Here is a 23325-nt window from a genome sequence, read left to right as displayed (position 1 = left end):
AATCCACCTCTAGCTCCGGTCGGATACCATTTTCCCGACCAGTTGTGCCGTGTAGTCCACGATCGGCACAATCCGTCCGTAGTTCAGGCGCGTGGGGCCGATGACCCCGACCGCACCGATGATCTTTCGATCAGCGTTCATATATGGAGACACCACCAAAGAGGAACCCGAAAGTGAGAAAAGTTTGTTCTCCGAGCCGATAAAAATGCGCACACCGTCGCCTTCTTCGGTCAGTTCAAGGAATTCGGCGATGTCACGTTTGCGTTCCAGATCGTCAAACAGGCTGCGGATCTTCTCCAATTCGTCCGGTGCGCCGTCTTCCGAGAGGAGATTCGCCCGTCCCCGCACGATCAAACGCGCCTGGTCGCTACCGTCATCTTCCCAGGCTGCCAGCCCGCTTTCGATCATGTCGCTTGCCAGGGTGTCGATCTCCTGACGGCGCTTTTCGATCTCGACCTGCACATCCTTGCGCACGTCGCTTAGCGTCCGCCCCTCGATCAGCGCATTGAGGAAATTGGCCGCCTCCCGCATCGAGCTTGGCGTCTGTCCCGGCGGCGGCGTGAACAGCCGGTTTTCCACATGCCCGTCCGAAAACACCAGAACCACCAGCGCACGATCCTGCGCCAGAGACACAAATTCGATATGGCGCAGTTCCGCCTCATGCTTGGGCGTCAGCACCAGCGATGCCCCATGCGTCACCCCCGAAAGCGCAGCGCCCACACGATCCAGCATGCCGCCCACATCGCTGGAATTGTCCCCCAACGTACGGTCGATCATCTCGCGATCCTGCCGGCTCGGATCGCCCATCTGCAACAGGCCATCGACAAACAACCGCAACCCCATCTGCGTTGGAATACGGCCCGCGCTGACATGCGGGCTGTCGAGCAGACCGAGATATTCCAGATCCTGCATGACATTTCGAACAGTCGCGGCGCTGACCTTCTCGCTCAGGGATCGCGTCAGGGTCCGGCTACCGACAGGTCCACCAGTATCCAGATAGTTCTCCACCAGTATCCGAAACACCTCGCGTGAGCGATCGTTCATATCCTGGAGAATGGAATTCGCGTTCGTCATCTCTTACCCGATGTTTCCGACCCGAAGGCCTTCATACCCCTCATTTGTCACTAAAGCGCATCCTCAGATATGGTCAATGACCCTTGCATCGCCAACCCCACGGGCGGTATCGACGGGGCAACAACAAAAGGATATCCACATGCGACCCTCCGGACGTGCCCTGAATGAAATGCGCAGCGTTTCCATTGAAACCGGCTTTACCAAACATGCAGAAGGTTCCTGCCTGATCAAGATGGGCGACACCCATGTTCTGTGTACCGCAACGATCGAGGACCGCGTTCCCCCCTTCATCAAAGGCTCTGGCTTGGGTTGGGTCACCGCAGAATATGGCATGCTGCCCCGCGCGACCAACACCCGTATGCGTCGTGAGGCTGCGTCCGGCAAACAAGGCGGGCGCACCGTCGAAATTCAGCGTCTGATCGGCCGTGCACTGCGTGCGGGAGTTGATCGTGTGGCTCTGGGCGAACGCCAGATCACCGTTGACTGCGATGTGCTTCAGGCCGACGGTGGCACCCGCTGTGCGTCGATCACCGGGGGCTGGGTGGCGCTGCGTCTGGCTGTCAACAAACTGATGAAGGCGGGCGACGTCACCATGGACCCGTTGGTTGATCCGGTGTCCGCCATTTCCTGTGGCATCTATGCAGGCCAGCCCGTGCTTGATCTCGACTACCCCGAGGACTCCGAGGCCGGCGTCGATGGCAACTTTATCATGACGGGTTCGGGCAAACTCATCGAGGTTCAGATGAGCGCCGAGGGCTCTGTTTTCTCTCGCGATCAGATGAATGAGCTGATGGACCTTGCGGCCAAAGGCACCTCCGAACTCGCAGAGATGCAGAAGGCCGCCTGCGCATGACCCGCAAATTCGAAGGCGACACCTTGCTCGTCGCTACACATAACGCAGGAAAGCTGGGCGAGATCACCGAGATCCTCGCACCCTTTGGCGTGAAGGTTGTCGGTGCGGGCGAAATGAACCTGCCCGAACCCGAAGAGACCGAAGACACCTTTGTCGGCAACGCCCGCATCAAGGCGCATGCCGCGGCAAAGGCCACCGGCCTCCCGGCCCTTTCGGACGACAGCGGCATCACCATCGACGCGCTCGATGGTGCGCCCGGCGTCTATACCGCAGATTGGGCCGAGACCGATCAGGGTCGTGACTTCATGATGGCGATGACCCGCGCCAATGATGAAATTACCGCAAAAGGCCCCGATGCTCCCCGTACCGCACAATTTCGCTGCACTTTGGTTCTGGCCTGGCCCGACGGTCACGATGAGGTCTTTGAGGGCGTTATGCCCGGACGCCTTGTCTGGCCCATACGTGGCGAGGGCGGCTTTGGCTATGATCCGATGTTCATGCCCGAAGGCTATGACGTGACCTGCGCGCAGATGGACAAGGCGGAGAAAAACCGCATCAGCCATCGTGGCCGCGCATTGGCCCAGTTTGTGCAGGGGTGTTTTGGTGGATGATTGGCGCAACGGGGGCTTTGGTCTCTACGTGCATTGGCCGTTCTGTCAGGCCAAATGCCCCTACTGCGACTTCAATAGCCATGTGGTTTCCCAGATCGATCAATCGGCCTGGGTGACCGCCTATCAATCCGAGCTGCGCCGCATGGGCGAGCTGCTCCCTGATCGTCTGCTGAATTCCATCTTTTTTGGCGGCGGCACACCCTCGCTGATGCATCCGGATACCGTCGCTGCGGTGATTGAAGCGGCGCGCGAGAACTGGACCTTTGCCAACGACATCGAGATCTCGCTAGAGGCCAATCCGGGTTCCGTCGAGGCGGGGCGATTTGCCGGTTATCGTGATGCTGGCGTAAATCGCATCTCGATGGGAATACAGGCGCTGAACGACGATGACCTGCGTCGCCTGGGCCGCATCCATTCCGTCGATGAGGCGCGGACAGCCTTTGACGTGGCGCGGAACTGTTTTGATCGCGTCAGCTTTGATCTGATCTACGCACGTCAGGGTCAGACCTTGGCGGCGTGGAAAGCAGAGCTTTCCGAGGCCCTTAGCATGGCGATCGACCACCTGTCCCTCTATCAGCTCACGATCGAGGACGGCACCGCCTTTGGGGATCGCTACGCGCGCGGCAAACTCCGTGACCTCCCCACAGACGACAACGCCGCCGATATGTATCTTGCGACACAAGACATCTGTGACGCCTACGGTCTTCCGGGATATGAGATTTCCAACCATGCCCGTCCCAGCGCGGAAAGCCGCCACAATCAGATCTACTGGCGCTATGGCGATTACGTTGGGGTTGGTCCCGGCGCGCATGGCAGAATCACGCTGAATGGTCAGCGGTATGCAACCGAAGCCCCCCGCGCGCCCGGTGCTTGGCTTGACGCCGTGAAAAAGGGGAGCGGCCTCCTCCCTTTCGACCCGCTGTCCCAAGAAGATCAAGTGGCTGAACACATGATGATGGGGATGCGTTTACATGAGGGGCTAGACCTCGATCGCCATTCCAGTCTTGCGGGGCTCCCGCTTCCCACGACCAAAATTCACCAGCTCAAGGAGCTGGGAATGATTGACGTGGACGGATCACGGCTCAAGGCTACTTCTGAGGGACGAGCGGTTTTGAACGCTGTGCTCCGTGAACTCCTAATGGATTGATTTATGAAGATTATCTACCTCTGCCTTGGTCTGTTCTGCGTCCTGATGGCGATGGTAGGGATCGCACTTCCATTGCTACCAACCGTTCCGTTTCTCCTATTGGCTGCCTTCTTTTTCGCGCGCTCCTCTGATCGCTTGCATGACTGGTTGCTCTCCCACGCCACCTTTGGTCCGATGATCTCGGACTGGAATGAACACGGCGCCATTCGCATTGGCGCAAAAAAAGCGGCAACCGTCTCGGTCGCCGCTGTCTTATTGCTTTCGATATTTCTTCAGCTTCCCGGCCACATCCTGTTGATACAAGCGGTGACCTTGGCCGCGGTGATGATCTTTATCTGGACCCGCCCTAACGGCTAAGCAGATTGCACAGCTCGTCCAGCTGATCCAAAGTCTCATACGAGATTGTCATTGTACCGGACTCTCCGCCCGGTTTGTGATCGATAGAAACCTTCATGCGGATCATCGCTGACAAATCGCCCTCCAGCGCACGCGTGTCTGCATCCTTCTCCGCTTGGGACTTTGGTTTCTTGGCCCCGGTGCCACCAGAGATCCCCGCCGCATCCTTTTTCACCAGAGATTCTGTCGCACGGACCGACAGGCCGCCTTTGACAATTTTCTTCGCGAGTTCAGACGCATTGTCAGATGTAATCAGCGCGCGCGCGTGACCTGCGGACAACTTGCGATCCAGAACAAGACCTTGGACATCCTCTGGCAAGTGCAGCAACCGCACCAGATTGGCGATGTGGCTGCGGCTTTTACCAAGAGCCTCGGCCATCTTTTCCTGCGTATGACCGAACTTGTCCATCAGCTGCTTGTAGCTCTGCGCTTCTTCCAGCGCGTTCAGATCTGATCGCTGGATATTCTCGATGATCGCGACTTCGAGCATCTCCACATCGGAGTAGTCGCGGATCAGAACCGGAACCTCGTGCAGCTGCGCGGCCTGAGCGGCGCGCCAACGACGTTCGCCCGCGACGATCTCGTAGATACCACCCTCTCGCGGCCGCACGATCAGAGGTTGAAGCACCCCTTTTTCCTTGATCGATGCTGTCAGATCATCCAGATCTTCTTGCAGGAACTGGCGTCGAGGCTGATCAGGATTGGCCTGAACCTTCTCGATCGGGACAAGAACAACGGCGTTCCGAGGCGGGGTTCCTCCCTCGGTACTTACCGGTTCCGCATTCACATCCGCCATCAATGCCGACAATCCCCGGCCAAGGCCACGCGGTTTCGGTTTCTTATCTGCCATTTCTGCCCCTCTTGTTCTTATTCCGCCGCAACATTTTCATGGTTTCCAATGATCTCACCCGCAAGTTGCCGATAAGCCTTTGCGCCGAGCGACCCGGCATCATAATTCAGCACCGGCATAGCGTAGGATGGTGCTTCGCTGACCCGGACATTGCGCGGAATCTTGGTACGAAAGACCAGATCACCGAGATTGTCTCTCGCATCCTGTTCAACCTGCTGAGAAAGGTTGTTCCGCCGATCGTACATTGTCAATACGACCCCCTCGATCCGAAGATTGGGGTTTGCGGCCTGGCGGACTTCTCGAATTGTCAACATCAGTTGCGACAGACCTTCAAGCGCAAAAAACTCGCTCTGAAGCGGAATCAGCACCGAATGCGCCGCAACCATCGCATTCACAGTCAATAGGTTTAACGATGGCGGGCAGTCGATCAGGATGTAATCCCAATCGTATTCGGCCATGGCCGGCTGTCGCAAAGCATCATGAAGAAGGAAACTGCGCTTCTCATTGGAAAACAACTCAATGTCGGCGGAGCTCAGATCAACGGTTGCAGGTATTATACAGAGATCTTCGAGGTCGGTCTCGCGAATGCATTGCGATAGCTCGGCTTCCTCGACCAGAAGGTCATACGTCGTATGATCCCGCTCATCCGCCTCAACACCCAAGCCGGTGGAAGCGTTTCCCTGCGGATCAAGGTCCACAAGAAGTACTCGCATCCCCTCTTCCACCATTGCAGCAGCGAGGTTGATGGCCGTGGTTGTCTTCCCTACCCCGCCTTTCTGATTTGCAATTGCAACAATGCGGGGGCCTCCCGAACGGGACACTTCAGACACGCTCTACTCCCTTGATTTTGAGAATGACAGCCTCTGGCTCAGTAAGACTTGTAATCTCTTCGCACTCGAACCGCCATTGTTTGCGTGCGTTATCCACTTCTTTTTTCCAACTGGCGCCCTTTGGGAACACAGAAACGCCACCTGGCTGCAAGTGGCGCTTGGAAAAACTCAGGAGATCGGACAGATCGGCCAACGCGCGCGCGGAAAGAACCCTTGCCCCGACTGGTGACGCATGTTCAATTCTCTCGGCTTTTACTGCGACGTTCACTCCACATTCTCTGGCCACGCTGCGCAAGAACGCGGACTTGCGCTGATCACTCTCCATCAGCGTGACAGACATATCCGGCGCTTGTTCTGCAGCCATGATCGCCACGATAATGCCCGGCAGCCCGCCACCGCTGCCAATGTCGAGCCATGTCTCGGCTGGTTCGACTGCTTCAAATACCTGCACGCTATCGAGGATATGCCGTGTCCAAAGATCCTCGAGGCTCCTTCGCGAAACCAGATTGATCTTGGGGTTCCATTTGGTCAGCGTATCCGCATATATCTTTAAGCGTTCAGATGTTTCACGTGAAACATTGAAGCGCTCCGTTACCATTTCGAGGCTCATGCAGATTGCGCTCCAACTCTCTGTAAACGCTTTAGATTCCCGAGAATAAGCGCAAGCGCTGCCGGTGTCATTCCATCAATTCGTGCGGCTTGCGCGAGATTCGACGGGCGTGCGCGTTCGAGCTTTTGCTGTAACTCAAACGACAGACCCTCGATTTGGTAGTCGAAATCAGCTGGGATAATCTGAGATTCATCCTTCTTGAGAGCGAGGACTTCGCGCTCTTGCCGGGAGATATAGTTCGCGTACAACGAATCTCTTTCGAGCTGTGTCCGCACCTCTTTCGAAACGGGGCCTAACTCTGGAAAGAGCTCGAGGATATCCTCAAAGCCGACGTTCGGAAAAGCCAGGACATCTACGCCATTTCGACGCTTACCATCCTGATTGACCTCAAGACCAGCTTCGACCAGTTGCTTGGGCGTAAAGACTGACGAAGTGAGAACGCGCTTTGCACGTTCAAGTGCTTCTCTCTTCTCTTCAAACATCACCTTGCGATGTTCACCGACACATCCAATAGAAAGACCAAGCGGCGTCAACCGCTGGTCCGCGTTGTCTGCTCGCAGCGATAGCCGAAATTCAGCGCGAGATGTAAACATCCGGTAGGGTTCACTCACCCCGTTGGTGATGAGGTCATCGATCATAACACCAATGTAGCTGCTGGAGCGTCCCAGCACGATGTCATCACCGCCCAATGCATGTCTCGCCGCGTTCAACCCGGCGATCAAGCCTTGCGCCGCCGCCTCTTCATAGCCGGTGGTGCCATTGATTTGCCCAGCAAGATATAATCCATCAATTTCGCGGAGCTGAAGCGTCGCATGCAGCGCTCTGGGATCTACGTAGTCATATTCGATCGCATATCCTGGCTGCAGGATCTTGGCCTGTTCCAATCCAACGATGGACTGCACGTAGTCCAGCTGAACTTCCTCAGGAAGACTCGTCGAGATACCATTTGGATAAACCGTATGGTCATCGACACCTTCGGGCTCCAGGAAAATCTGATGCGAGGACTTTTCTGCAAAGCGAACGACCTTGTCTTCGATCGACGGACAATAACGAGGGCCAACCCCTTCGATATGCCCGCCATACATCGCGGAACGATCAAGATTAGCTCGAATAATCTCGTGCGTACGCTCGTTCGTATGCGTGATCCCGCAGGAGATTTGCTTCGCTGATACGCCAGTACTGAGAAATGAGAACAGCGTCGGCTCCTCATCACCAGGTTGGGCATCCAAAATGTCCCAGTTTATCGTGCGCCCATCCAGACGCGGTGGCGTCCCGGTTTTCAAACGCCCCATTGGCAACGCAAACGCCTGCAATCTCTCAGCGAGCTTGATGGAAGGCTTATCCCCCATACGGCCGCCGGAGACAGCAACATCCCCGATATGGATGACGCCGTTCAGAAACGTCCCGGATGTAAGTACAACCGAAGGAGCGCAGATTTCGGAACCGTCCGCAAGCTTGACACCGGCCACCCTCTGATCACCAGACATCAGGAAATCCGTGACCTCTGCTTCGACAATATCCAGATTCTCTTGCTGCTCCGCCGCCTTAAGGATCTCTCTGCGATAGATCTCGCGATCCGCTTGGGCACGGGGGCCTTGGACCGCTGGCCCCTTGCGACGATTCAGCAGCCGAAACTGAATCCCTGCGAGGTCGGCAACCTTGCCCATTACCCCATCCAAAGCGTCAATCTCGCGGACGAGGTGCCCTTTTCCAAGACCTCCGATCGCAGGATTACAGGACATAATCCCGATCCCATCCTTACGGAGGGAGATCAGCGCAGTCTTTGCACCCATGCGCGCTGACGCGTGGGCCGCTTCGGTCCCTGCATGCCCACCGCCGATAACCACAACATCATAGTCCGGATGTTTCACGTGAAACACTCCTCACTTTCCCAGGCAAAAACTCGAAAAGATCTCGTCCAAGAGATTCTCAACATCGATACGCCCCACCAGAAGTTCCAACGCGCGTATCGCCGACCTCATATCTTCAGCCGCGAGATCATAGAATTCGGAACCATTCTCAAGCATCGTAACCGCCTGATGCAAGCTCTCCAGAGCAGTTTGCATTGCATCGCGGTGACGGGCGCGCGTCGCAATCCCCGCATGAGAAGACCGATTCTTCAATGTCGACGAAATGTGCAAAACCAGTTCGTCTATTCCCGCACCGGTTTTTCCCGACACCGCACCCGCCGCGTCTTCTCTCTGGTCCGCCTTTGGCAGCAGCCGCAAATCACCTTCTTTCATCGGGACATCCAGAACATCATCTGGCTCGGCAAGAAAAACGCGCAGATCGGCGGCCTCTGCCCGTTCCTGTGCCAACTTGATGCCGATCCCTTCGACGTGATCGTCAGTGGCACGAATTCCTGCGGTGTCCAAAAGCGTTACCGGGAGTCCGGCGAGATCCATGCGAACCTCGATCACATCCCGCGTCGTGCCTGCATATTCTGATGTGATGGCCGCATTCCGGCCCGCCAGAGCGTTGAGAAGGGTGGATTTTCCGACATTCGGTGCGCCGACGATCGCGACTTCAAATCCAGTGCGGATTCGTTCAGCGATCCCGACACCCTCGACCTGTGTTTTTAATCCTGTCAGAACGTTCTGCAGCAGCGCTGTCACTTCGGGTGTCACGTCAACAGGCACATCCTCATCGGCAAAATCGATCGTCACTTCGATCAACGACGCTGCCCGAATCAGATCCGATCGCCAGCCATCCGCGATCTTTCCCAGACCGCCAGACAGGATGACCTGGGCCTGTTTGCGCTGCGCCTCGGTTTCGGCATCAATCAGGTCTGCAAGCCCCTCGACCTGCGTCAGGTCGAGCTTGCCGTTATCCAAGGCGCGTCTCGTAAACTCTCCGGGATCAGCCAAACGGGCTCGCTCTGTTGCCCGGATTGCATCCAGGACCGCATCGGCGACGGCCACGCTTCCATGTATTTGAAATTCAACAATATTTTCACCGGTGAAGCTATCCGGTGCCGTGAACGACAGGACCAGGGCCTCATCCAGGACCTGGCCATCTCTATCTTTCAATTTCGAAAATATCATGCCCCGCGCAGGAAGCGTCCGACGCGTCAGAAGCTCTCCGATCTCAGGTGCATCTGGGCCGGAGACACGAATGACGGCGACACCGGCCTTTCCCTGGGCGGTGGCCAACGCAAAGATCGTATCCATGGGATGGCCTCTTTCCTCGCCCTGCTCCGTTTATGTGTTCATCGAGTCGAAGAACTCAGAATTTGTCTTTGTTTGCTTCAACTTAGAAAGCAGGAACTCGATCGCATCCGTGGTGCCCATCGGATTCAGGATACGGCGCAGGACAAAGGTTTTGGCCAGATCCGCCTTGTCGACCAGAAGGTCCTCTTTCCGCGTGCCGGACTTGAGAATGTCGATGGCGGGGAACACGCGCTTGTCGGCAATTTTCCGATCCAGAACGATCTCGGAGTTCCCCGTACCTTTGAATTCTTCAAAGATAACCTCGTCCATCCGACTGCCTGTGTCGATCAGCGCGGTTGCGATAATGGTGAGCGAGCCGCCCTCTTCGATGTTCCGCGCAGCACCAAAGAAGCGCTTGGGACGTTGCAGGGCGTTTGCGTCGACACCACCGGTCAGGACCTTACCAGACGACGGCACAACCGTGTTGAACGCACGACCGAGACGCGTGATCGAGTCGAGCAGGATCACCACGTCGCGCTTGTGCTCAACAAGGCGTTTGGCTTTTTCAATGACCATCTCGGACACCGCCACGTGACGCGCTGCGGGCTCGTCAAAGGTGGAGGACACAACCTCGCCTTTGACGGAGCGCTGCATGTCGGTCACCTCTTCGGGGCGTTCGTCGATCAGAAGGACGATCAGATAGCATTCCGGGTGGTTCTGCTCGATCGAGTGGGCGATGTTTTGCAGCAGAACCGTCTTACCGGTCCGCGGCGGCGCCACGATGAGCGAACGCTGACCCTTACCGATCGGCGAAACCAGGTCGATCACACGCGCGGAGCGATCCTTCACGGTGGGATCCTCGATCTCCATGTTCAGGCGCTCATCCGGGTACAGCGGCGTCAGGTTGTCGAATGCGATCTTGTGACGGGCCTTTTCAGGCTCCTCAAAGTTGATCTTGGTCACTGTGGTCAGGGCGAAGTAACGCTCGTTCTCCAGCGGTGCCTTGATCTGTCCCTCAACCGTGTCGCCGGTGCGCAGCGAGAACTGGCGGATCATGTCAGGAGAGACGTAGATATCGTCCGGACCGGGCAGATAGTTGGCCTCTGGCGAGCGCAGGAAGCCAAAACCGTCCTGGAGCACTTCCAGAACCCCATCCCCACCGATGTTCCAGCCCTCATCCGCGCGTTCACGCAGGATCTGGAACATCATCTCGCCCTTGCGCATGGTGGAGGCGTTTTCGATCTCCAGCTCCTCGGCCATTGCCAGGAGGGCTTTTGGGCTTTGCGCCTTGAGATCGGAAAGGTTCAGGGATTGCTCGGTCATATGCACACGGCCTTTATTCCCTCAGGGTGGAGGGCGTCACAGTATCAAATACGGAAAATGCGGGAATCCCGGACGGGGCCGCTTTATCGCTAGATAGTGAGTCTCCGGAGGTGAGTCAAACCCCGCGTCAGAACTTGAAGATCACAGAGACCACGATCACCACCATCAGAAGGGTCGGAACCTCGTTCATCAGGCGATACTGGCGCCCTGTGAGGGTGTTCTTGCCCGCTTTGAAGTCCTTGTGACGAAACATCAGCCAATGATGGAACCATGTCATCGCAAGCACCGATGCGCCCTTGGTCCAGGGCCAGATGTAGGACCAATCCACCAGCCCCGGCGTGAACACCATAAACAGCCCTGCGACCCAGGTCACAACGCTTGCTGGACCCATGATCACTCTGAGCAGTTTGTGTTCCATGGTGAGAAAGATCGGCGCCACATCCTGGACCTTCTCAGCCTCCTCCACGTGATACACAAACAGACGTGGGAGATAGAAGAGACCCGCCATCCAACTGATCACTGCCATGATGTGAAGCGATTTCACGTAAGGATACAGGGTGAACATCAGATCAGTCAGATCCATGGAAGGCTTCCTTGGTGCAGTCGGGTCGGTGGGCCACCCTAATATAATTAATAAGTTTTATAAGGATGATGTTTTTGTAGTGCACCCCGGAATCCGTGGATTATCGAGTCTTCACACCGGTTCTGCACAGGGTGGACAGTTTTCTTGCCTTATTCCCGCCAGAAGGGTGAACAACTCCTTAACACCCTTAAAATTAGAGGCGTTAACAAAATATTTACATATGAGACTCTGGGGATAACATCGGGACAAACCGGGAGAGCGCGACTTATCCACGTGATCAAAGTTATCCCAATCCCCGATGGAGGAATCGCGGAGGAATCACCTGAGATTTCGGGAGTTGTCCCACCCTTGCGCTGAGGGTGGAAAATCATACAAAACGTCCCTGAATGATCAGACGTTTTCCCATAGGGTTGTCCACATGAGTACCCACATCCTGCTAGCTTCCGGATCGGAGATCCGCGCTCACCTGCTCCGTCAGGCGGGGGTTGCGTTCCGTGTGGAGGTCGCACGCGTCGACGAAGGCGCAATAAAGGCCGCGCTTCTGGCTGAAGGGGCCGCGCCACGCGACATTGCCGACACGCTTGCAGAGGCCAAAGCCCGCAAAGTGTCGGGAAAACATCCCGGCGAGATGGTTCTGGGCTGCGATCAGGTGCTCGATTTTGAGGGCACGCTGCTGTCAAAGCCCGACACAAAGGACCAGGCGCTGGATCAGCTCAAGGCGATGCGCGGCAAACGTCACATGTTGTTGTCGGCCGCCGTGATCTACCGCGATGGGGAGCCGCTCTGGCGCCATGTCGGACAGGTGCGGCTGGTGATGCGCATGGCCAGCGACGCCTATCTGGAGAGCTACGTGGACCGCAACTGGGAGAGCATTCGCCACGCGGTCGGCGCCTACAAACTCGAAGAAGAGGGCGTGCGGCTGTTTACAACCATTGACGGCAGCTACTTTAATGTCTTGGGATTGCCGATGTTGGAACTCATAAACTATCTGGGATTGCAGGGGATTATCGAACAATGACAGAGCAGAAAGTCCCCCTCGCCGGTGTGATCGGCTGCCCCATCGCGCATTCGAAGTCGCCGCAGATTCATCGTCACTGGCTGACGACCCATGGCATCAACGGTCATTACATGCCGATGCACGTGGAGCCCGAAGACCTCGAAACCGTCGTCCGGATGATGCCGCGGATGGGGTTTGTCGGTGCCAATGTCACCATCCCGCACAAGCAGGCGATCATGGACATCGCCGACAAGGTCACGGACCGGGCCAAGCTGATGGGCGCGGCCAACACGTTGATCTTTCGCGAGGACGGATCTGTTGTCGCCGACAACACCGACGGATACGGCTTTATCACCAATCTGCATGACGGAGCGCCGGAGTGGGATCCCAAGTCGGGGCCGGCGACGGTGTTTGGCGCAGGTGGGGCCAGCCGTGCTGTCGTTGCGTCCCTGATCGAGGCGGGCGTTCCCGAAATCCGCCTCACCAACCGTACCCGCGCGCGTGCCGATGATCTGGCCGAGGCCTTTGGTCAGAAAATCAAGGTCATAGACTGGGTCCAGGCCGGGAATATCCTCGAAGATGCCGCGCTGGTGGTGAATACGACGTCCCTTGGCATGGTTGGTCAACGCGCGCTGCGCGTGCCTCTCGATGGGTTGCAGCCGGGGACCGTGGTCACGGATCTGGTATACGCTCCGCTCAAGACCGGGTTGTTGCAAACCGCTGAGGATGCGGGCTGCACGGTGGTCGACGGTCTTGGCATGCTGTTGCACCAGGCGGTTCCGGGATTTGAACGCTGGTTCGGCCAACGTCCGGACGTTGATGACGCCGCCCGCGAAGCAGCATTGAAATGACATTTGCACTGGGGCTGACCGGCTCGATCGGCATGGGCAAATCGACCACGGCCGATCTCTTTGCGCAGGCCGGGTGTGCCGTTTGGGATGCGGACGCTGCGGTGCATCGGCTGTATGATGAGGGGGGCGCGGCGGTCCGCCCGATCACGGCGCTGTTCCCGCAGGCAACGGTCGGCGGGACGGTTGACCGGTCGGTCCTCAAAGCACTTATCGCAGAAGACCCCTCAGCCCTTTCGAAGATCGAGGCGATCGTGCATCCGCTGGTTCAGGCAGACCGGCAAAGGTTTCGCGAAACCACGCAGTCCGATGTGCTTGTCTTCGACATCCCGCTTCTGTTTGAAACCGGGGGGGACGCCGAAATGGATGCTGTGGCCTGCGTCCACGTCGCACCGGCGGTGCAGCGAGACCGGGTGATGGCTCGCGGGACCATGAGCGACGAACAATTCCGCCAGATCCTTGCAAAACAGATGCCGATCTCCGAGAAGCTGGCCCGCAGTGACTACAGGATCGAAACCGATACGCTCGACCATGCCCGAAGCCAGGTCGCAGAGATATTGGCGGACATAAGACGGAGGACAGAGCATGCGTGAAATCGTACTTGATACGGAAACCACCGGTTTTGACCCGTTTTCCGGCGACCGCATCGTCGAAATCGGGGCGGTTGAGCTGCTCAACCACATGCCCACCGGAGAGACATTTCACGTCTATATCAACCCGCAGCGCTCGATGCCGCAGGAGGCGTTTGGCGTCCATGGAATCGGGCCGGACCTGCTGGAGCCGCCGCAGCCGCCGGGCCCCGGACAGGTGACCCTGAAGGACAAGCCGCTGTTTGCCGAAGTCGGGCAGGCGTTTCTGGATTTTGTGCGTGATTCCAAGATGGTCATCCACAATGCCAGCTTCGATATGAAGTTCCTGAACGCCGAATTGGGCTGGATGAACCTGCCGCAGCTGCCCATGGACCAGGCGATCGACACCCTGGCGATGGCGCGCAAACGGTTTCCCGGCTCACCTGCGACGCTGGATGCGCTGTGCCGGCGTTTCAGCATCGACAATTCCAACCGAACGCTGCACGGCGCGCTTCTGGACTCTGAAATTCTTGCCGATGTCTATCTGGAACTGATCGGTGGCCGGCAGCCGGATTTTGGTCTGTCGTCCCAGTCAGATAGCGGACCCAGCGCCGGGGACCTCGACTGGCGCCCGCAACCCCGCGCCACCGCCCTGCCCTCCCGGCTCACCGCCGATGAAAAGGCGGAGCATGAGAAGTTTGTGGCAAAGCTCGGGGAAGACGCGCTCTGGAACGCGGCGCCCGACACGTAAAAAGCGCCGCGACCTGAGGTCGCAGCGCTTTGTGTTCAGTTCAACAAAACCCAAACGGGATCAGTTGGGCGTCTCGCTCGCGGCGGCGCCTTCCGACTGGCGGCGGGCCAGCTCATTGCGATAGATCGCGACAAAGTCGATATTGTCGAGGTTCAGCGGCGGGAAACCACCGTCGCGGCTGATGTCGGAAACGATACGACGCAGGAACGGGAACAGCATCCGCGGGCATTCGATCAGCAGGAACGGATGCAGCTGGTCTTCGGGGACGCCGGCGATGTTGAAGATGCCGACATATTCCAGCTCCAGCACGAACAGAACTTCGCCGCCGGACTTGTTCTTGGATTCGATGGTCAGCTTGGTGATGACTTCATACTGGTTCTCGGTGCTTCGCTTCTTGGCATCAAGTGCAACCTGAACGTTGACGTCCGGCTGAACTTCACCACCGACGCCCTTTTGCGCCATCACATTTTCAAAGGACAGATCGCGAATGAACTGTCCGAGAATATTCATCTGGACTTGCTGCTGACCTGTGCCTTCGGCTGCGCCATTTTCGGCCATGGAAATCTCCTGAATTTAACGTGTCGCAGCGTGCTTACCAGCTTGGGGAAACATCCTCAAAGTCTTATTTCGGGCCCTCAACCCAGCCGGACCGGTCTTCGGGACGGCGACGTGGGGTGACCTCTTCGAAATCGCCGTCGATCACGTCACCTTCTGGGCCGGACGGATGCATGGTTGACCGCGGATGGCTGTGCTGCGAGCCCATCTGAAACGAGGTCACATGCACCTTGGAGCGTAGATAGGCGAAGGCGCGGGTGCGAAATCCCGGCATAAGCAACAGGAACCCGAAGGCGTCGGTAAAGAAGCCGGGGGTCAACAACAACGCGCCGGCCAACAGGATCATCGCACCATGGGCCAAAGGTTCGGTGGGATCAGACAGCCGTTCGAATGATCCGCGCAGCTGCCCCAGTGCCAGTTGACCCTGCGTCCGGACCAGCCACGTGCCCAGCACCGCCGTCAGGATCACGATCCCGAGAGTGGGCCACAGGCCAATCAAGCTGCCAACCTGAATGAACAGGGCGATCTCGATGATGGGTACCAGCATAAAAGCCAGAAAAAGGGGCATGATAGGCGTCCTCTCGATAGGGCAGAACGGTGGACTTGGTCCCGCCTGTCACCTACATAAGAGCAGAGTGCGTCGGTTTCAAACCGACAGGTCCTGATGGACGAAGAGGTATAAATGGAGTCGCCCTTGATAGAGCTTTTGGTCCTGGCTGGCATCGCGGTCTTCCTGATCCTGCGCCTGAAAAGCGTTCTGGGTACACGCGAAGGGTTCGAGAAACCCCCGTTGGCGGGGAGCGAGCCCCGTACGCCGCAACGCAAGTTTGAGGTGATCGAGGGGAGTCCCGATGATGACATCGTCGCCTATGTCGATGAGGGCAGCCCCCAGGCGCAGGCGCTTGCGGAAATGAAGCGGGCAGAGCCCTCTTTCCACGTGGCTGAATTCGTGCAGGGTGCCCGCGGCGCCTACGAGATGATCCTGATGGGGTTCGAAACCGGGGAACTTGACGGAATTCAGCCGTTTATCTCCGATGAAATCTTCCAGAGCTTTGTTGACGCCGTTGCCGCGCGCGAAGATCAGGGGCTGACGATCGAAGCCGAATTTATTGGCGTCCGGGAAACCGTTATCGAGGATGCGACCTTTGATGCGGCCACCTCGACGGCTGACATCACGGTTCGGTTTGTCGGCGAGCTGACCTCTGCCGTGCGGGATCGGTCGGGCGAAATTGTCGAGGGTGATCCGAAGGCGGTGAAGCGTCAGAAGGACACCTGGACGTTCTCTCGCCAGATGGGCGGCGACGATCCGAACTGGCAACTGGTGGCGACGGACGCATGATCGGGGCGCTCCGGCGGGGACTGGGCGCGGGCGTTCTGCTCGCAGCCCTCTGTTCCGGCGCCGGAGCGCAACCCGCGACCGGTCCGTCGCATCAGATACTGGAGTTTTCGGATCTTCCGGACTGGGACCTCGACAACCATGTCGAGGCCCTTCGCGTCTTCAGGGAAACCTGCATGGACATGGACGGGGCGGATTGGCAATCGCTCTGCGCCATGGCGCATAACGCGGATGATGGTGGCGCGCGGGCCTTCTTTGAACTGTTCTTCCGCCCGGTGCTGATCGAGGATGGCAAGGCGGGCCTGTTTACCGGCTATTTCGAACCGGAGTTGAACGGGGCACGCACACCAGATGCCCGGTATCGTTACCCGGTCTATCGGATGCCGCCGGAGGCTCGGCAGACCTCTTTGTGGTTGTCTCGTCGCGATATTCTGACCTCGGGTGTGATGAAAGGTCGTGGGCTGGAGATCGCCTGGGTCGATGACCCGGTCGAGCTGTTCTTTCTGCAGATTCAGGGCTCTGGCCGGATTCGGCTTGAGGATGGATCAACCATCCGGCTGGGCTATGGCGGGGCAAACGGGCACCCCTACCGTTCGATCGGGCAAGAGCTGGTCCGGCGTGGCATCTACAATCTGCATCAGGTCAGCGCCCAGGTGATCCAGAACTGGGTGCGGCGCAACCCCGGCCCGGGCGCAGAGCTGCTGATGCACAATCCGTCTTATGTTTTCTTTCGGGAAATCAAACGTGTCGCGGCACACAGAGGACCTCTGGGCGCGATGAACAGGTCGATTACACCCATGCGGTCGATCGCGGTCGATCCTGCCTTTACGCCGCTTGGTGCCCCGGTCTGGATCGAGAAAAACGGTCAGTCGAGGATGCATCGATTGATGATCGCGCAGGACACAGGCTCTGCCATCAAGGGGGCGCAACGTGCCGATATCTTCTTTGGGGCTGGCGATGAGGCCGGACGGAAGGCCGGCCAGCTGCGTGATCCCGGCAGGATGCTGGTCCTGATGCCGATACAGCGCGCCTATGCCCTGTTGCCGGATGATCTGTGATGACCCGGCGCAAACTGACAGATGACGAGATCGACCTCTGGCAAAAGGTTGTGAAACACGCCGAACGCCTGCATGCGGATCGCGACAAGAAGGCGGGGGATCATGCGGTCCCCCCTGCCCCGAAACCAAAGCCAAAGCCGCAACGCGCCCCGAACGCCGCCCTGCCCCATTTCGAAGTGGGCAGCCAGGCGCGGGACAAGGCGATGGGTCATGACCTGAAGCCCTCTCCCGGTCGTAAACTGGCAACGGCCCCCTTGCGCATGGATGAAAAGGCCTATCGCCGGATGAAGCGGGGCAAACTGAAGCCGGAAGGCAAGCTGGATCTGCATGGCATGCGGATAGATGCGGCACATGGGGCGCTGACGCGCTTTATCCTGACGGCGCAGGCGGCCGACAAACGGCTGGTCCTGGTGATTACCGGCAAGGGCAAGGATCGCGACGTCGAGGGGCCGATGCCGGTGCCGCGTGGCGTCCTGCGCCATCAGGTTCCGCAATGGCTGACAATCCCGCCATTGGCCCAGGCGGTGCTGCAAGTCACCCCTGCGCATCTCAGTCATGGCGGAGAGGGTGCCTATTACGTCTACTTGCGCCGAAACCGCTAAGCTCAGCCTAGCGGTTTTCGCGGCGTTGCTGACGTTCGATCATCAGTTTGCCCTGCGTGTTCACGACCTTTTGGGATTGGGGCAGAATCTGCTGGAGCAGGCTGGGATCAACGGGGCCAAAGACACGGCTCACGTTGCCCGCAGACCGCAGCACGGCGAGCAGGCTTGGTGACGTCGCGGCCACAAAATGCCCGGATGCCGCATCGGCATTGAACGCAGTCAGGTCGATCACCTCGATCGGCCATCTCTCCAGCCGATCCGCGGATTTGATATTGCCGAGGCGTTCGCCCTGATTGGTGCCGCGCAAGCGACCGGAGATATTGAGGATGCGATCCTTCTCCGACACCATCACCGCAAAAGGTTGCGGGACTGTCCGCAGATCCGCCATCTGGCTCTCGAACAGATCCACGTCGAGGTCAGGCGAAATCAGCATCACACCGCCATTGAGCGTGCGTGCCGCCCAGCCGGGATCATGCAGATCCGCCTGTCGCAACATTTCCATCGTCAGCGCAGAGCCCATGGAATGCGCCACCAGAATGATACGCTGCGCCCCTGCCCGTTTGACCCGTCTGATGGTTTCTTCCAACCCGTCGCGGGCAAAGAGCATGCTGTCGATGTCATAGGCATATCCGAAGGCCCGGCCCCGGCTGGGCCAGGAATACATCACCAGCGATCCCGGCAGATCCACATCATGCGCCATTTGTGCGGCGCGATAGGCGGTCTCGGGATGGGTGCTGTTGTAGCCATGCACAAAAATCGTCACTTCACGCAGCGGCCAGTCGTTTTCCTGCTGCTCCCGAATGAACCGGCTGCGCAACTCCGCAACAGAGGCTACGGGGTGCTCTGCCGCGATCGCGAAGTTCTTGTGCGGATCAGGATTCTTGTGCCGGTAGGACAGCTCTCCGGGGCTGTGGGTCGGCGGGATGGTGACGGTCAGCTCCATCATCTGCAACTGATCGGATCTGCCGAACCCGAAGGTGCCATCCGGTTCCATCTCGCGCGTGGTGGTTGCAAACACGGTAAGAGGCGTGCCGACCTGAACGGCGTCAGGCAAGATCGGCATCAGATCCCGATCCGCACAGCCTGTCATCAGGACGGCCATGCAGATCGCCAGCACGTGTTTTATCATCTCATGACCCTTTACACCTTGATCGCCGACCACGTCGCGATCTGCGTGCGAAAGGTAGCGAATGAGACGCAAAGATCTAGCCCACGAGTGCGGGGAAAGCCCCTGATCCTACGTCATCAGGGGATCAAACCACATCCGGGAGGGATCGAGCAGACGCCGCCCCTTACGCCTAGAGAACATAGCGGCTGAGATCGGCGGATTTTGTCAGTTCGCCAAGGTTCTTGTTCACAAAGGCCTCATCGACGGTGATCTCTTCGCCGGACCGGTCCGGTGCAGCAAAGGAAAGTTCCTCAAAGACACGTTCCATCACCGTATAAAGACGCCGCGCGCCGATGTTCTCAACGCTGTGGTTGACCTCTGCCGCAATCTGCGCAAGCGCGTGAATGCCGTCCTTGGTAAAGGTGACCTTGACCTTTTCGGTGCCGAGGAGGGCTTCGTACTGACGGGTCAGCGCATTGTCGGTTTCGGTCAGAATACGGACAAAATCCTCTTCGCTGAGCGCACGCAGGTTGACGCGGATCGGCAAGCGCCCCTGGAGTTCTGGCAGCAGATCCGAGGGTTTGGCGATGTGAAAGGCACCAGAGGCGATAAACAGGATGTGGTCGGTCTTGACCGGGCCATGTTTGGTGCTGACGGTGGTGCCCTCGATCAAGGGCAACAGGTCCCGTTGGACGCCTTCACGGCTGACATCACCCCCCCGCGCGTCCGTGCGCGCACAGACCTTGTCGATCTCATCAAGGAACACGATGCCGTTCTGCTCCACAGAGGTCAGGGCCGCCTTGGTGACGGTTTCATCATCCAGCAGCTTGTCCGCCTCTTCGCCGATCAGCACGTCATAGCTTTCGGCCACTGTCATCTTCTTGCGCGTCGTGCGGCCACCCATGGCTTTGCCAAAGAGGTCGCCAAGGTTCATCATCCCCATGTTGCCGCCCGGCTGTCCGGGGATCTCGAACATGCCCCCCATCGGGTTTGAGGTGTCGGCGATGTCCAGCTCGATCACGGTGTCATCCAGTTCCCCCGCTTTGAGCTTCTTGCGGAACATGTCCAGCGTGCTGTCGCGGGCATCTTCGCCTGCGATCGCGTGCAGGACGCGGTCCTCTGCCGCCTTGTGCGCCTTGCTTTTTACATCATTGCGCATGTGCTCACGGGTCTGAACGATCGCCGCATCGACCAGATCACGCACGATCTGTTCGACATCGCGGCCGACATAGCCAACCTCGGTGAACTTGGTGGCCTCGACCTTGATGAAGGGCGCGCGGGCAAGTTTGGCCAGGCGGCGAGAGATCTCGGTCTTGCCGACACCGGTGGGGCCGATCATCAGGATGTTCTTGGGATGCACCTCGTCACGCAGATCATCCGGCAGCTGCTTGCGCCGCCAGCGGTTGCGCAGGGCCACGGCGACAGCGCGCTTGGCGTCTTTTTGGCCGATGATGAACCGGTCGAGTTCGGAAACGATTTCGCGGGGGGTCAGATCAGTCATGTCTATCCCTTGAGGTCAGTGAGAAGGCGGCAGCCGATGCAGCGGCAGCACGCCGGAAAGAAGCGAGAGCAGCGCGGCGCGAATCCGGGCCCAGAAGGCACCAAGGATCACCAGCACCACGCCAAGCGCCAGGATGCTGATCCCGGTGCCCTCGCTGTCGAAGACGGTTGTGCTCAGCGCCACGATATAGCCGATGGCGGTGATCAGGAACGATCGGCGATCGATTACGATGGCAACGAGCGCAAAGAACGCCAGCACAATCGCCAGCAGCAGCCCCTGATCGCCTTCGAGGAGCGATAGCGCGATGGTGTTCACCAGCGCCGGTGCCGCCACCACATGGAGCCAGAACCCTTGGGCGGAGCGGCGGGTCACGCGATGCGGGTCGCTGAGGTCAAAGGCCATGGCGACCGCAAAGACCAGCAGACCCACCGCCAGGGTGATCCACGCAAACGGCCCATTGGCGCTGAGGCGGAACAGATCACCCAGTTCGGTGGGGACACCTGATTGATCCGCCGCGACAATCAGCGCCACTGCAAACAGGCCAAGCGCGATCAGCGCCATGGCAAAGGGCACGCGGAACCGTCCCCAGAACGCAAAAAGCGCCAGCGTCGACAGGGTCAATGCCATCGGCAACGAGGAATAATCCTGCTGCGCGATCATGAAAGGCTGGGCGTATTGTGCAATAAAACCGGTTGCGGCATTGCCTGCAAACATCACCGACAGGGCAATGGCAGGTGCCACCATCCGGCGGCGGCGGATGAAATACTCAGAAAGCCCCCAGAGCACGGCGGCGCCTATCAGCGCGGCGGTGGTGGCCTGGGTGCGATAGTTGACGATCTCGGTCAGCATCGAGGCGGTGTTCACAGCGATCCACCCCATGGCGAGGATCCCCAGCCCGACAACGATGAAGATCTCGTTGAAGCCCTTGAACAGCTCAAAGGGCTCATCGCCTGGTGCGAGATTCTCGCGCGCCCCGCGCCGACTGTCCGCCAGCGCCGACAGCGACGCCGCCTGCGCTTCGGACAGCAGCCCGGAGCCAACCGCCGCCCGGAGATCGTCACGCGAGATCATTTGGCGATGCGCTCCACGGTGAGGTTGCCGTTGGTGTAGACACAGATGTCGGAGGCGATCGCCATTGCGTCACGGGCCACTGTTTCTGCGTCACGGTCGCTGTCCATCATGCCGCGCGCGGCCGCCAGTGCGAAATTGCCGCCAGAGCCGATCGCCGCGACGTCATGTTCCGGCTCCAGCACGTCGCCTGCGCCGGTGATGACGTAGAGATCCTTGCCATCGGTGACGATCAGCATGGCCTCGAGCTTTTGCAGGTATTTGTCGGTGCGCCAGTCCTTGGCCAGCTCGACACTGGCACGCTGAAGCTGCCCGGGCGTCGCTTCCAGCTTGGCTTCGAGCCGTTCCAGCAGGGTAAAGGCATCGGCGGTCGATCCGGCGAATCCCGCGACGACATCATATCCGCCCGGCGACAGCCTGCGGACCTTCCGGGCGCTGCCTTTGATCACGGTCTGTCCCAGTGATACCTGCCCGTCACCGGCCACCACGACCTCACCGCCCTTGCGGACGCCGATGATGGTGGTGCCGTGCCAGCCGGGGAATTGATCCTCTGCCATAAAAGCCTCCGTTTCTTTGCCGACCTATATGGAAGTATCGCTGGCCCGGCACAAGGGCAGGGCCAAACTCCGCCGGATCTTCGCAAGCACGTGCGCGCGTTAACAAACTGCTCATTTGCTATGCATCCGGTGCAATTCGGGGCTGAAGAATGGGCAATTGTGAGACTCAGCAGACGCGCCTACATGGTCATCAACAACCGACAAGGGGTCGGCTGGATCTATCAAGGAACACGATCATGGCAAACGCAAGCACCATCATTGCACCGGCCGGCTCCGTCGCAGTTCTGCGCGCAGTCGATTTCTTCTTCAACCTGCGCAGCAACTTTGCTGACTGGAACGAAGCCCGCATCACTCGCAAGGCGCTGTCCTCGCTGACCGATGCACAACTCGAAGACATCGGCCTGACCCGCGCCGAAATCCAAGCGCTCTAAATCCAGATGACATATCCGGTAGCGTAAAAGCCGTCCTGACCCAGGGCGGCTTTTCCTTTGTCCGGGCCTGGCGAGCTGATCCGCCATGAAAAAAGGCGCCTCCCGCGGGACGCGCCTTTCTCTATTTCGGTGATCTGGAGGATCAGATCGCCTCGTCGATCCAGCTTTTCAGCGCAGCTTTGGGGGCGGCGCCAGCGCGGTTGGATACCACCTGACCGTCCTTGAAAACGAAGAGCGCAGGAATGCCACGCACGCCCATTGCGGCGGCGGCGTTCGGGTTGCTGTCAACGTCGACTTTGGCGATTTTCACCTTGTCGCCGTATTCGGCGGCCAGCTCTTCGAGAGCGGGGCCGATCTGTTTACAGGGGCCGCACCATTCGGCCCAGAAGTCCACCACAACGGGGACATCGGAATTCTTGACTTCGGCGTCGAAGGTCGCGTCGGTAACGGCTACGGTGGACATGGGTATGTCTCCTGAGAAGTTTGGCAACTGGACCCGGAACCTATGGACGCCAGCA

The 23325-nt window shown here is 58.6% G+C and carries 27 protein-coding genes; 12 read left to right on the top strand and 15 right to left on the bottom strand.

Going from position 1 to position 23325, the window contains the following annotated elements:
• Positions 1-9 precede the first annotated feature (9 nt).
• Positions 10-1074, bottom strand: coding sequence for a heat-inducible transcriptional repressor HrcA (gene hrcA, locus MHM88_RS10805; protein WP_239364339.1), 1065 nt, complete (start codon positions 1072-1074; stop codon positions 10-12).
• Positions 1075-1213: 139 nt separating this feature from the next.
• On the opposite strand from hrcA, the gene rph reads away from it, so the two are divergent.
• From rph to MHM88_RS10785, 4 genes are read left to right on the top strand one after another with little or no spacing between them, the layout of a single operon-like run.
• Positions 1214-1927, top strand: coding sequence for a ribonuclease PH (gene rph / locus MHM88_RS10800; RefSeq protein WP_011540185.1), 714 nt, complete (start codon positions 1214-1216; stop codon positions 1925-1927).
• Entirely contained in the window at positions 1924-2538 is a 615-nt protein-coding gene (rdgB, locus tag MHM88_RS10795) for an RdgB/HAM1 family non-canonical purine NTP pyrophosphatase (protein ID WP_239364326.1), read from the top strand. The genes rph and rdgB overlap by 4 nt, the downstream gene beginning before the upstream one ends.
• Positions 2531-3685: a radical SAM family heme chaperone HemW gene (gene hemW, locus MHM88_RS10790; RefSeq protein ID WP_239364324.1), complete on the top strand. Its 1155-nt coding sequence runs from the start codon at positions 2531-2533 to the stop codon at positions 3683-3685. The genes rdgB and hemW overlap by 8 nt, the downstream gene beginning before the upstream one ends.
• 3 nt (positions 3686-3688) lie before the next feature.
• On the top strand, positions 3689-4042 hold the full coding sequence (locus MHM88_RS10785; protein WP_239364321.1) for a YbaN family protein: 354 nt from the start codon (positions 3689-3691) through the stop codon (positions 4040-4042).
• Here the strand turns inward: MHM88_RS10785 and MHM88_RS10780 are convergent.
• The 7 genes from MHM88_RS10780 to MHM88_RS10750 all read right to left on the bottom strand — a co-directional run bounded on the left by MHM88_RS10780 (position 4032) and on the right by MHM88_RS10750 (position 11426).
• Positions 4032-4931: a ParB/RepB/Spo0J family partition protein gene (locus MHM88_RS10780; protein WP_239364318.1), complete on the bottom strand. Its 900-nt coding sequence runs from the start codon at positions 4929-4931 to the stop codon at positions 4032-4034. The genes MHM88_RS10785 and MHM88_RS10780 overlap by 11 nt on opposite strands.
• 17 nt (positions 4932-4948) lie before the next feature.
• Positions 4949-5761 (bottom strand): AAA family ATPase, encoded by an 813-nt coding sequence (locus tag MHM88_RS10775; protein WP_239364315.1) that lies wholly within the window; start codon positions 5759-5761, stop codon positions 4949-4951.
• Positions 5754-6371, bottom strand: coding sequence for a 16S rRNA (guanine(527)-N(7))-methyltransferase RsmG (gene rsmG, locus MHM88_RS10770; protein WP_239364312.1), 618 nt, complete (start codon positions 6369-6371; stop codon positions 5754-5756). The genes MHM88_RS10775 and rsmG overlap by 8 nt, the downstream gene beginning before the upstream one ends.
• Positions 6368-8242, bottom strand: a complete 1875-nt coding sequence (gene mnmG, locus MHM88_RS10765) for a tRNA uridine-5-carboxymethylaminomethyl(34) synthesis enzyme MnmG (RefSeq protein ID WP_239364300.1) — start codon at positions 8240-8242, stop codon at positions 6368-6370. Before mnmG ends, rsmG begins: the two co-directional genes overlap by 4 nt.
• Before the next feature lie 12 nt (positions 8243-8254).
• Positions 8255-9541, bottom strand: a complete 1287-nt coding sequence (mnmE, locus tag MHM88_RS10760; RefSeq protein ID WP_239364297.1) for a tRNA uridine-5-carboxymethylaminomethyl(34) synthesis GTPase MnmE — start codon at positions 9539-9541, stop codon at positions 8255-8257.
• Positions 9542-9571: 30 nt separating this feature from the next.
• Complete coding sequence (gene rho, locus MHM88_RS10755; RefSeq protein WP_239322275.1) at positions 9572-10843, bottom strand: transcription termination factor Rho; 1272 nt, start codon at positions 10841-10843, stop codon at positions 9572-9574.
• Positions 10844-10970: 127 nt separating this feature from the next.
• Entirely contained in the window at positions 10971-11426 is a 456-nt protein-coding gene (locus tag MHM88_RS10750) for a CopD family protein (RefSeq protein WP_239322274.1), read from the bottom strand.
• Positions 11427-11844: 418 nt separating this feature from the next.
• Here MHM88_RS10750 and MHM88_RS10745 point away from each other — a divergent pair, with 418 nt between their 5' ends.
• From MHM88_RS10745 to dnaQ, 4 genes are read left to right on the top strand one after another with little or no spacing between them, the layout of a single operon-like run.
• Positions 11845-12444, top strand: a complete 600-nt coding sequence (locus tag MHM88_RS10745) for a nucleoside triphosphate pyrophosphatase (protein ID WP_239364294.1) — start codon at positions 11845-11847, stop codon at positions 12442-12444.
• A complete protein-coding gene (locus tag MHM88_RS10740; RefSeq protein WP_239364291.1) occupies positions 12441-13274 on the top strand; it encodes a shikimate dehydrogenase in 834 nt (277 codons plus the stop codon). Before MHM88_RS10745 ends, MHM88_RS10740 begins: the two co-directional genes overlap by 4 nt.
• The gene (gene coaE, locus MHM88_RS10735; RefSeq protein WP_239364288.1) at positions 13271-13864 is read left to right on the top strand and encodes a dephospho-CoA kinase; all 594 of its coding nucleotides are present in this window, start codon (positions 13271-13273) and stop codon (positions 13862-13864) included. Before MHM88_RS10740 ends, coaE begins: the two co-directional genes overlap by 4 nt.
• Entirely contained in the window at positions 13857-14591 is a 735-nt protein-coding gene (dnaQ, locus tag MHM88_RS10730) for a DNA polymerase III subunit epsilon (RefSeq protein WP_239322270.1), read from the top strand. Before coaE ends, dnaQ begins: the two co-directional genes overlap by 8 nt.
• A gap of 60 nt (positions 14592-14651) precedes the next feature.
• Here the strand turns inward: dnaQ and secB are convergent, their stop codons facing one another.
• Both secB and MHM88_RS10720 read right to left on the bottom strand, forming a co-directional pair.
• Positions 14652-15149 (bottom strand): protein-export chaperone SecB, encoded by a 498-nt coding sequence (secB, locus tag MHM88_RS10725; RefSeq protein ID WP_239322269.1) that lies wholly within the window; start codon positions 15147-15149, stop codon positions 14652-14654.
• Between the two features lie 64 nt (positions 15150-15213).
• Positions 15214-15714, bottom strand: a complete 501-nt coding sequence (locus tag MHM88_RS10720; RefSeq protein WP_239322268.1) for an FxsA family protein — start codon at positions 15712-15714, stop codon at positions 15214-15216.
• A gap of 114 nt (positions 15715-15828) precedes the next feature.
• Between MHM88_RS10720 and MHM88_RS10715 the strand changes: the two genes are divergently transcribed.
• The 3 genes from MHM88_RS10715 to MHM88_RS10705 are packed head-to-tail and all read left to right on the top strand — an operon-like array spanning position 15829 to position 18142.
• Entirely contained in the window at positions 15829-16485 is a 657-nt protein-coding gene (locus MHM88_RS10715; RefSeq protein ID WP_239322267.1) for a Tim44/TimA family putative adaptor protein, read from the top strand.
• Positions 16482-17540 (top strand): murein transglycosylase A, encoded by a 1059-nt coding sequence (locus MHM88_RS10710; protein ID WP_239364286.1) that lies wholly within the window; start codon positions 16482-16484, stop codon positions 17538-17540. Before MHM88_RS10715 ends, MHM88_RS10710 begins: the two co-directional genes overlap by 4 nt.
• Positions 17540-18142 carry a Smr/MutS family protein gene (locus MHM88_RS10705; protein WP_239322265.1) on the top strand — a complete coding sequence of 201 codons (603 nt, stop codon included), beginning with the start codon at positions 17540-17542 and terminating at the stop codon, positions 18140-18142. The genes MHM88_RS10710 and MHM88_RS10705 overlap by 1 nt, the downstream gene beginning before the upstream one ends.
• 7 nt (positions 18143-18149) lie before the next feature.
• Here the strand turns inward: MHM88_RS10705 and MHM88_RS10700 are convergent, their stop codons facing one another.
• The 4 genes from MHM88_RS10700 to hslV all read right to left on the bottom strand — a co-directional run bounded on the left by MHM88_RS10700 (position 18150) and on the right by hslV (position 22376).
• Positions 18150-19271 (bottom strand): alpha/beta hydrolase, encoded by a 1122-nt coding sequence (locus tag MHM88_RS10700; RefSeq protein ID WP_239364284.1) that lies wholly within the window; start codon positions 19269-19271, stop codon positions 18150-18152.
• A gap of 169 nt (positions 19272-19440) precedes the next feature.
• Positions 19441-20751: an ATP-dependent protease ATPase subunit HslU gene (gene hslU, locus MHM88_RS10695; protein ID WP_239322263.1), complete on the bottom strand. Its 1311-nt coding sequence runs from the start codon at positions 20749-20751 to the stop codon at positions 19441-19443.
• Between the two features lie 15 nt (positions 20752-20766).
• A complete protein-coding gene (locus tag MHM88_RS10690) occupies positions 20767-21822 on the bottom strand; it encodes a hypothetical protein (RefSeq protein ID WP_239364282.1) in 1056 nt (351 codons plus the stop codon).
• Positions 21819-22376: an ATP-dependent protease subunit HslV gene (hslV, locus tag MHM88_RS10685; protein WP_239322261.1), complete on the bottom strand. Its 558-nt coding sequence runs from the start codon at positions 22374-22376 to the stop codon at positions 21819-21821. The genes MHM88_RS10690 and hslV overlap by 4 nt, the downstream gene beginning before the upstream one ends.
• 236 nt (positions 22377-22612) lie before the next feature.
• Between hslV and MHM88_RS10680 the strand changes: the two genes are divergently transcribed.
• On the top strand, positions 22613-22807 hold the full coding sequence (locus MHM88_RS10680) for a DUF1127 domain-containing protein (protein WP_239322260.1): 195 nt from the start codon (positions 22613-22615) through the stop codon (positions 22805-22807).
• Between the two features lie 142 nt (positions 22808-22949).
• On the opposite strand, the gene trxA is transcribed toward MHM88_RS10680, so the two are convergent.
• Positions 22950-23297, bottom strand: a complete 348-nt coding sequence (gene trxA, locus MHM88_RS10675) for a thioredoxin (RefSeq protein ID WP_227512115.1) — start codon at positions 23295-23297, stop codon at positions 22950-22952.
• Positions 23298-23325 lie beyond the last annotated feature (28 nt).

Source organism: Epibacterium sp. MM17-32 (genome assembly GCF_022348205.1).
Classification (GTDB): domain Bacteria; phylum Pseudomonadota; class Alphaproteobacteria; order Rhodobacterales; family Rhodobacteraceae; genus Epibacterium.
This window is presented reverse-complemented; position numbering and strand designations above follow the sequence as displayed.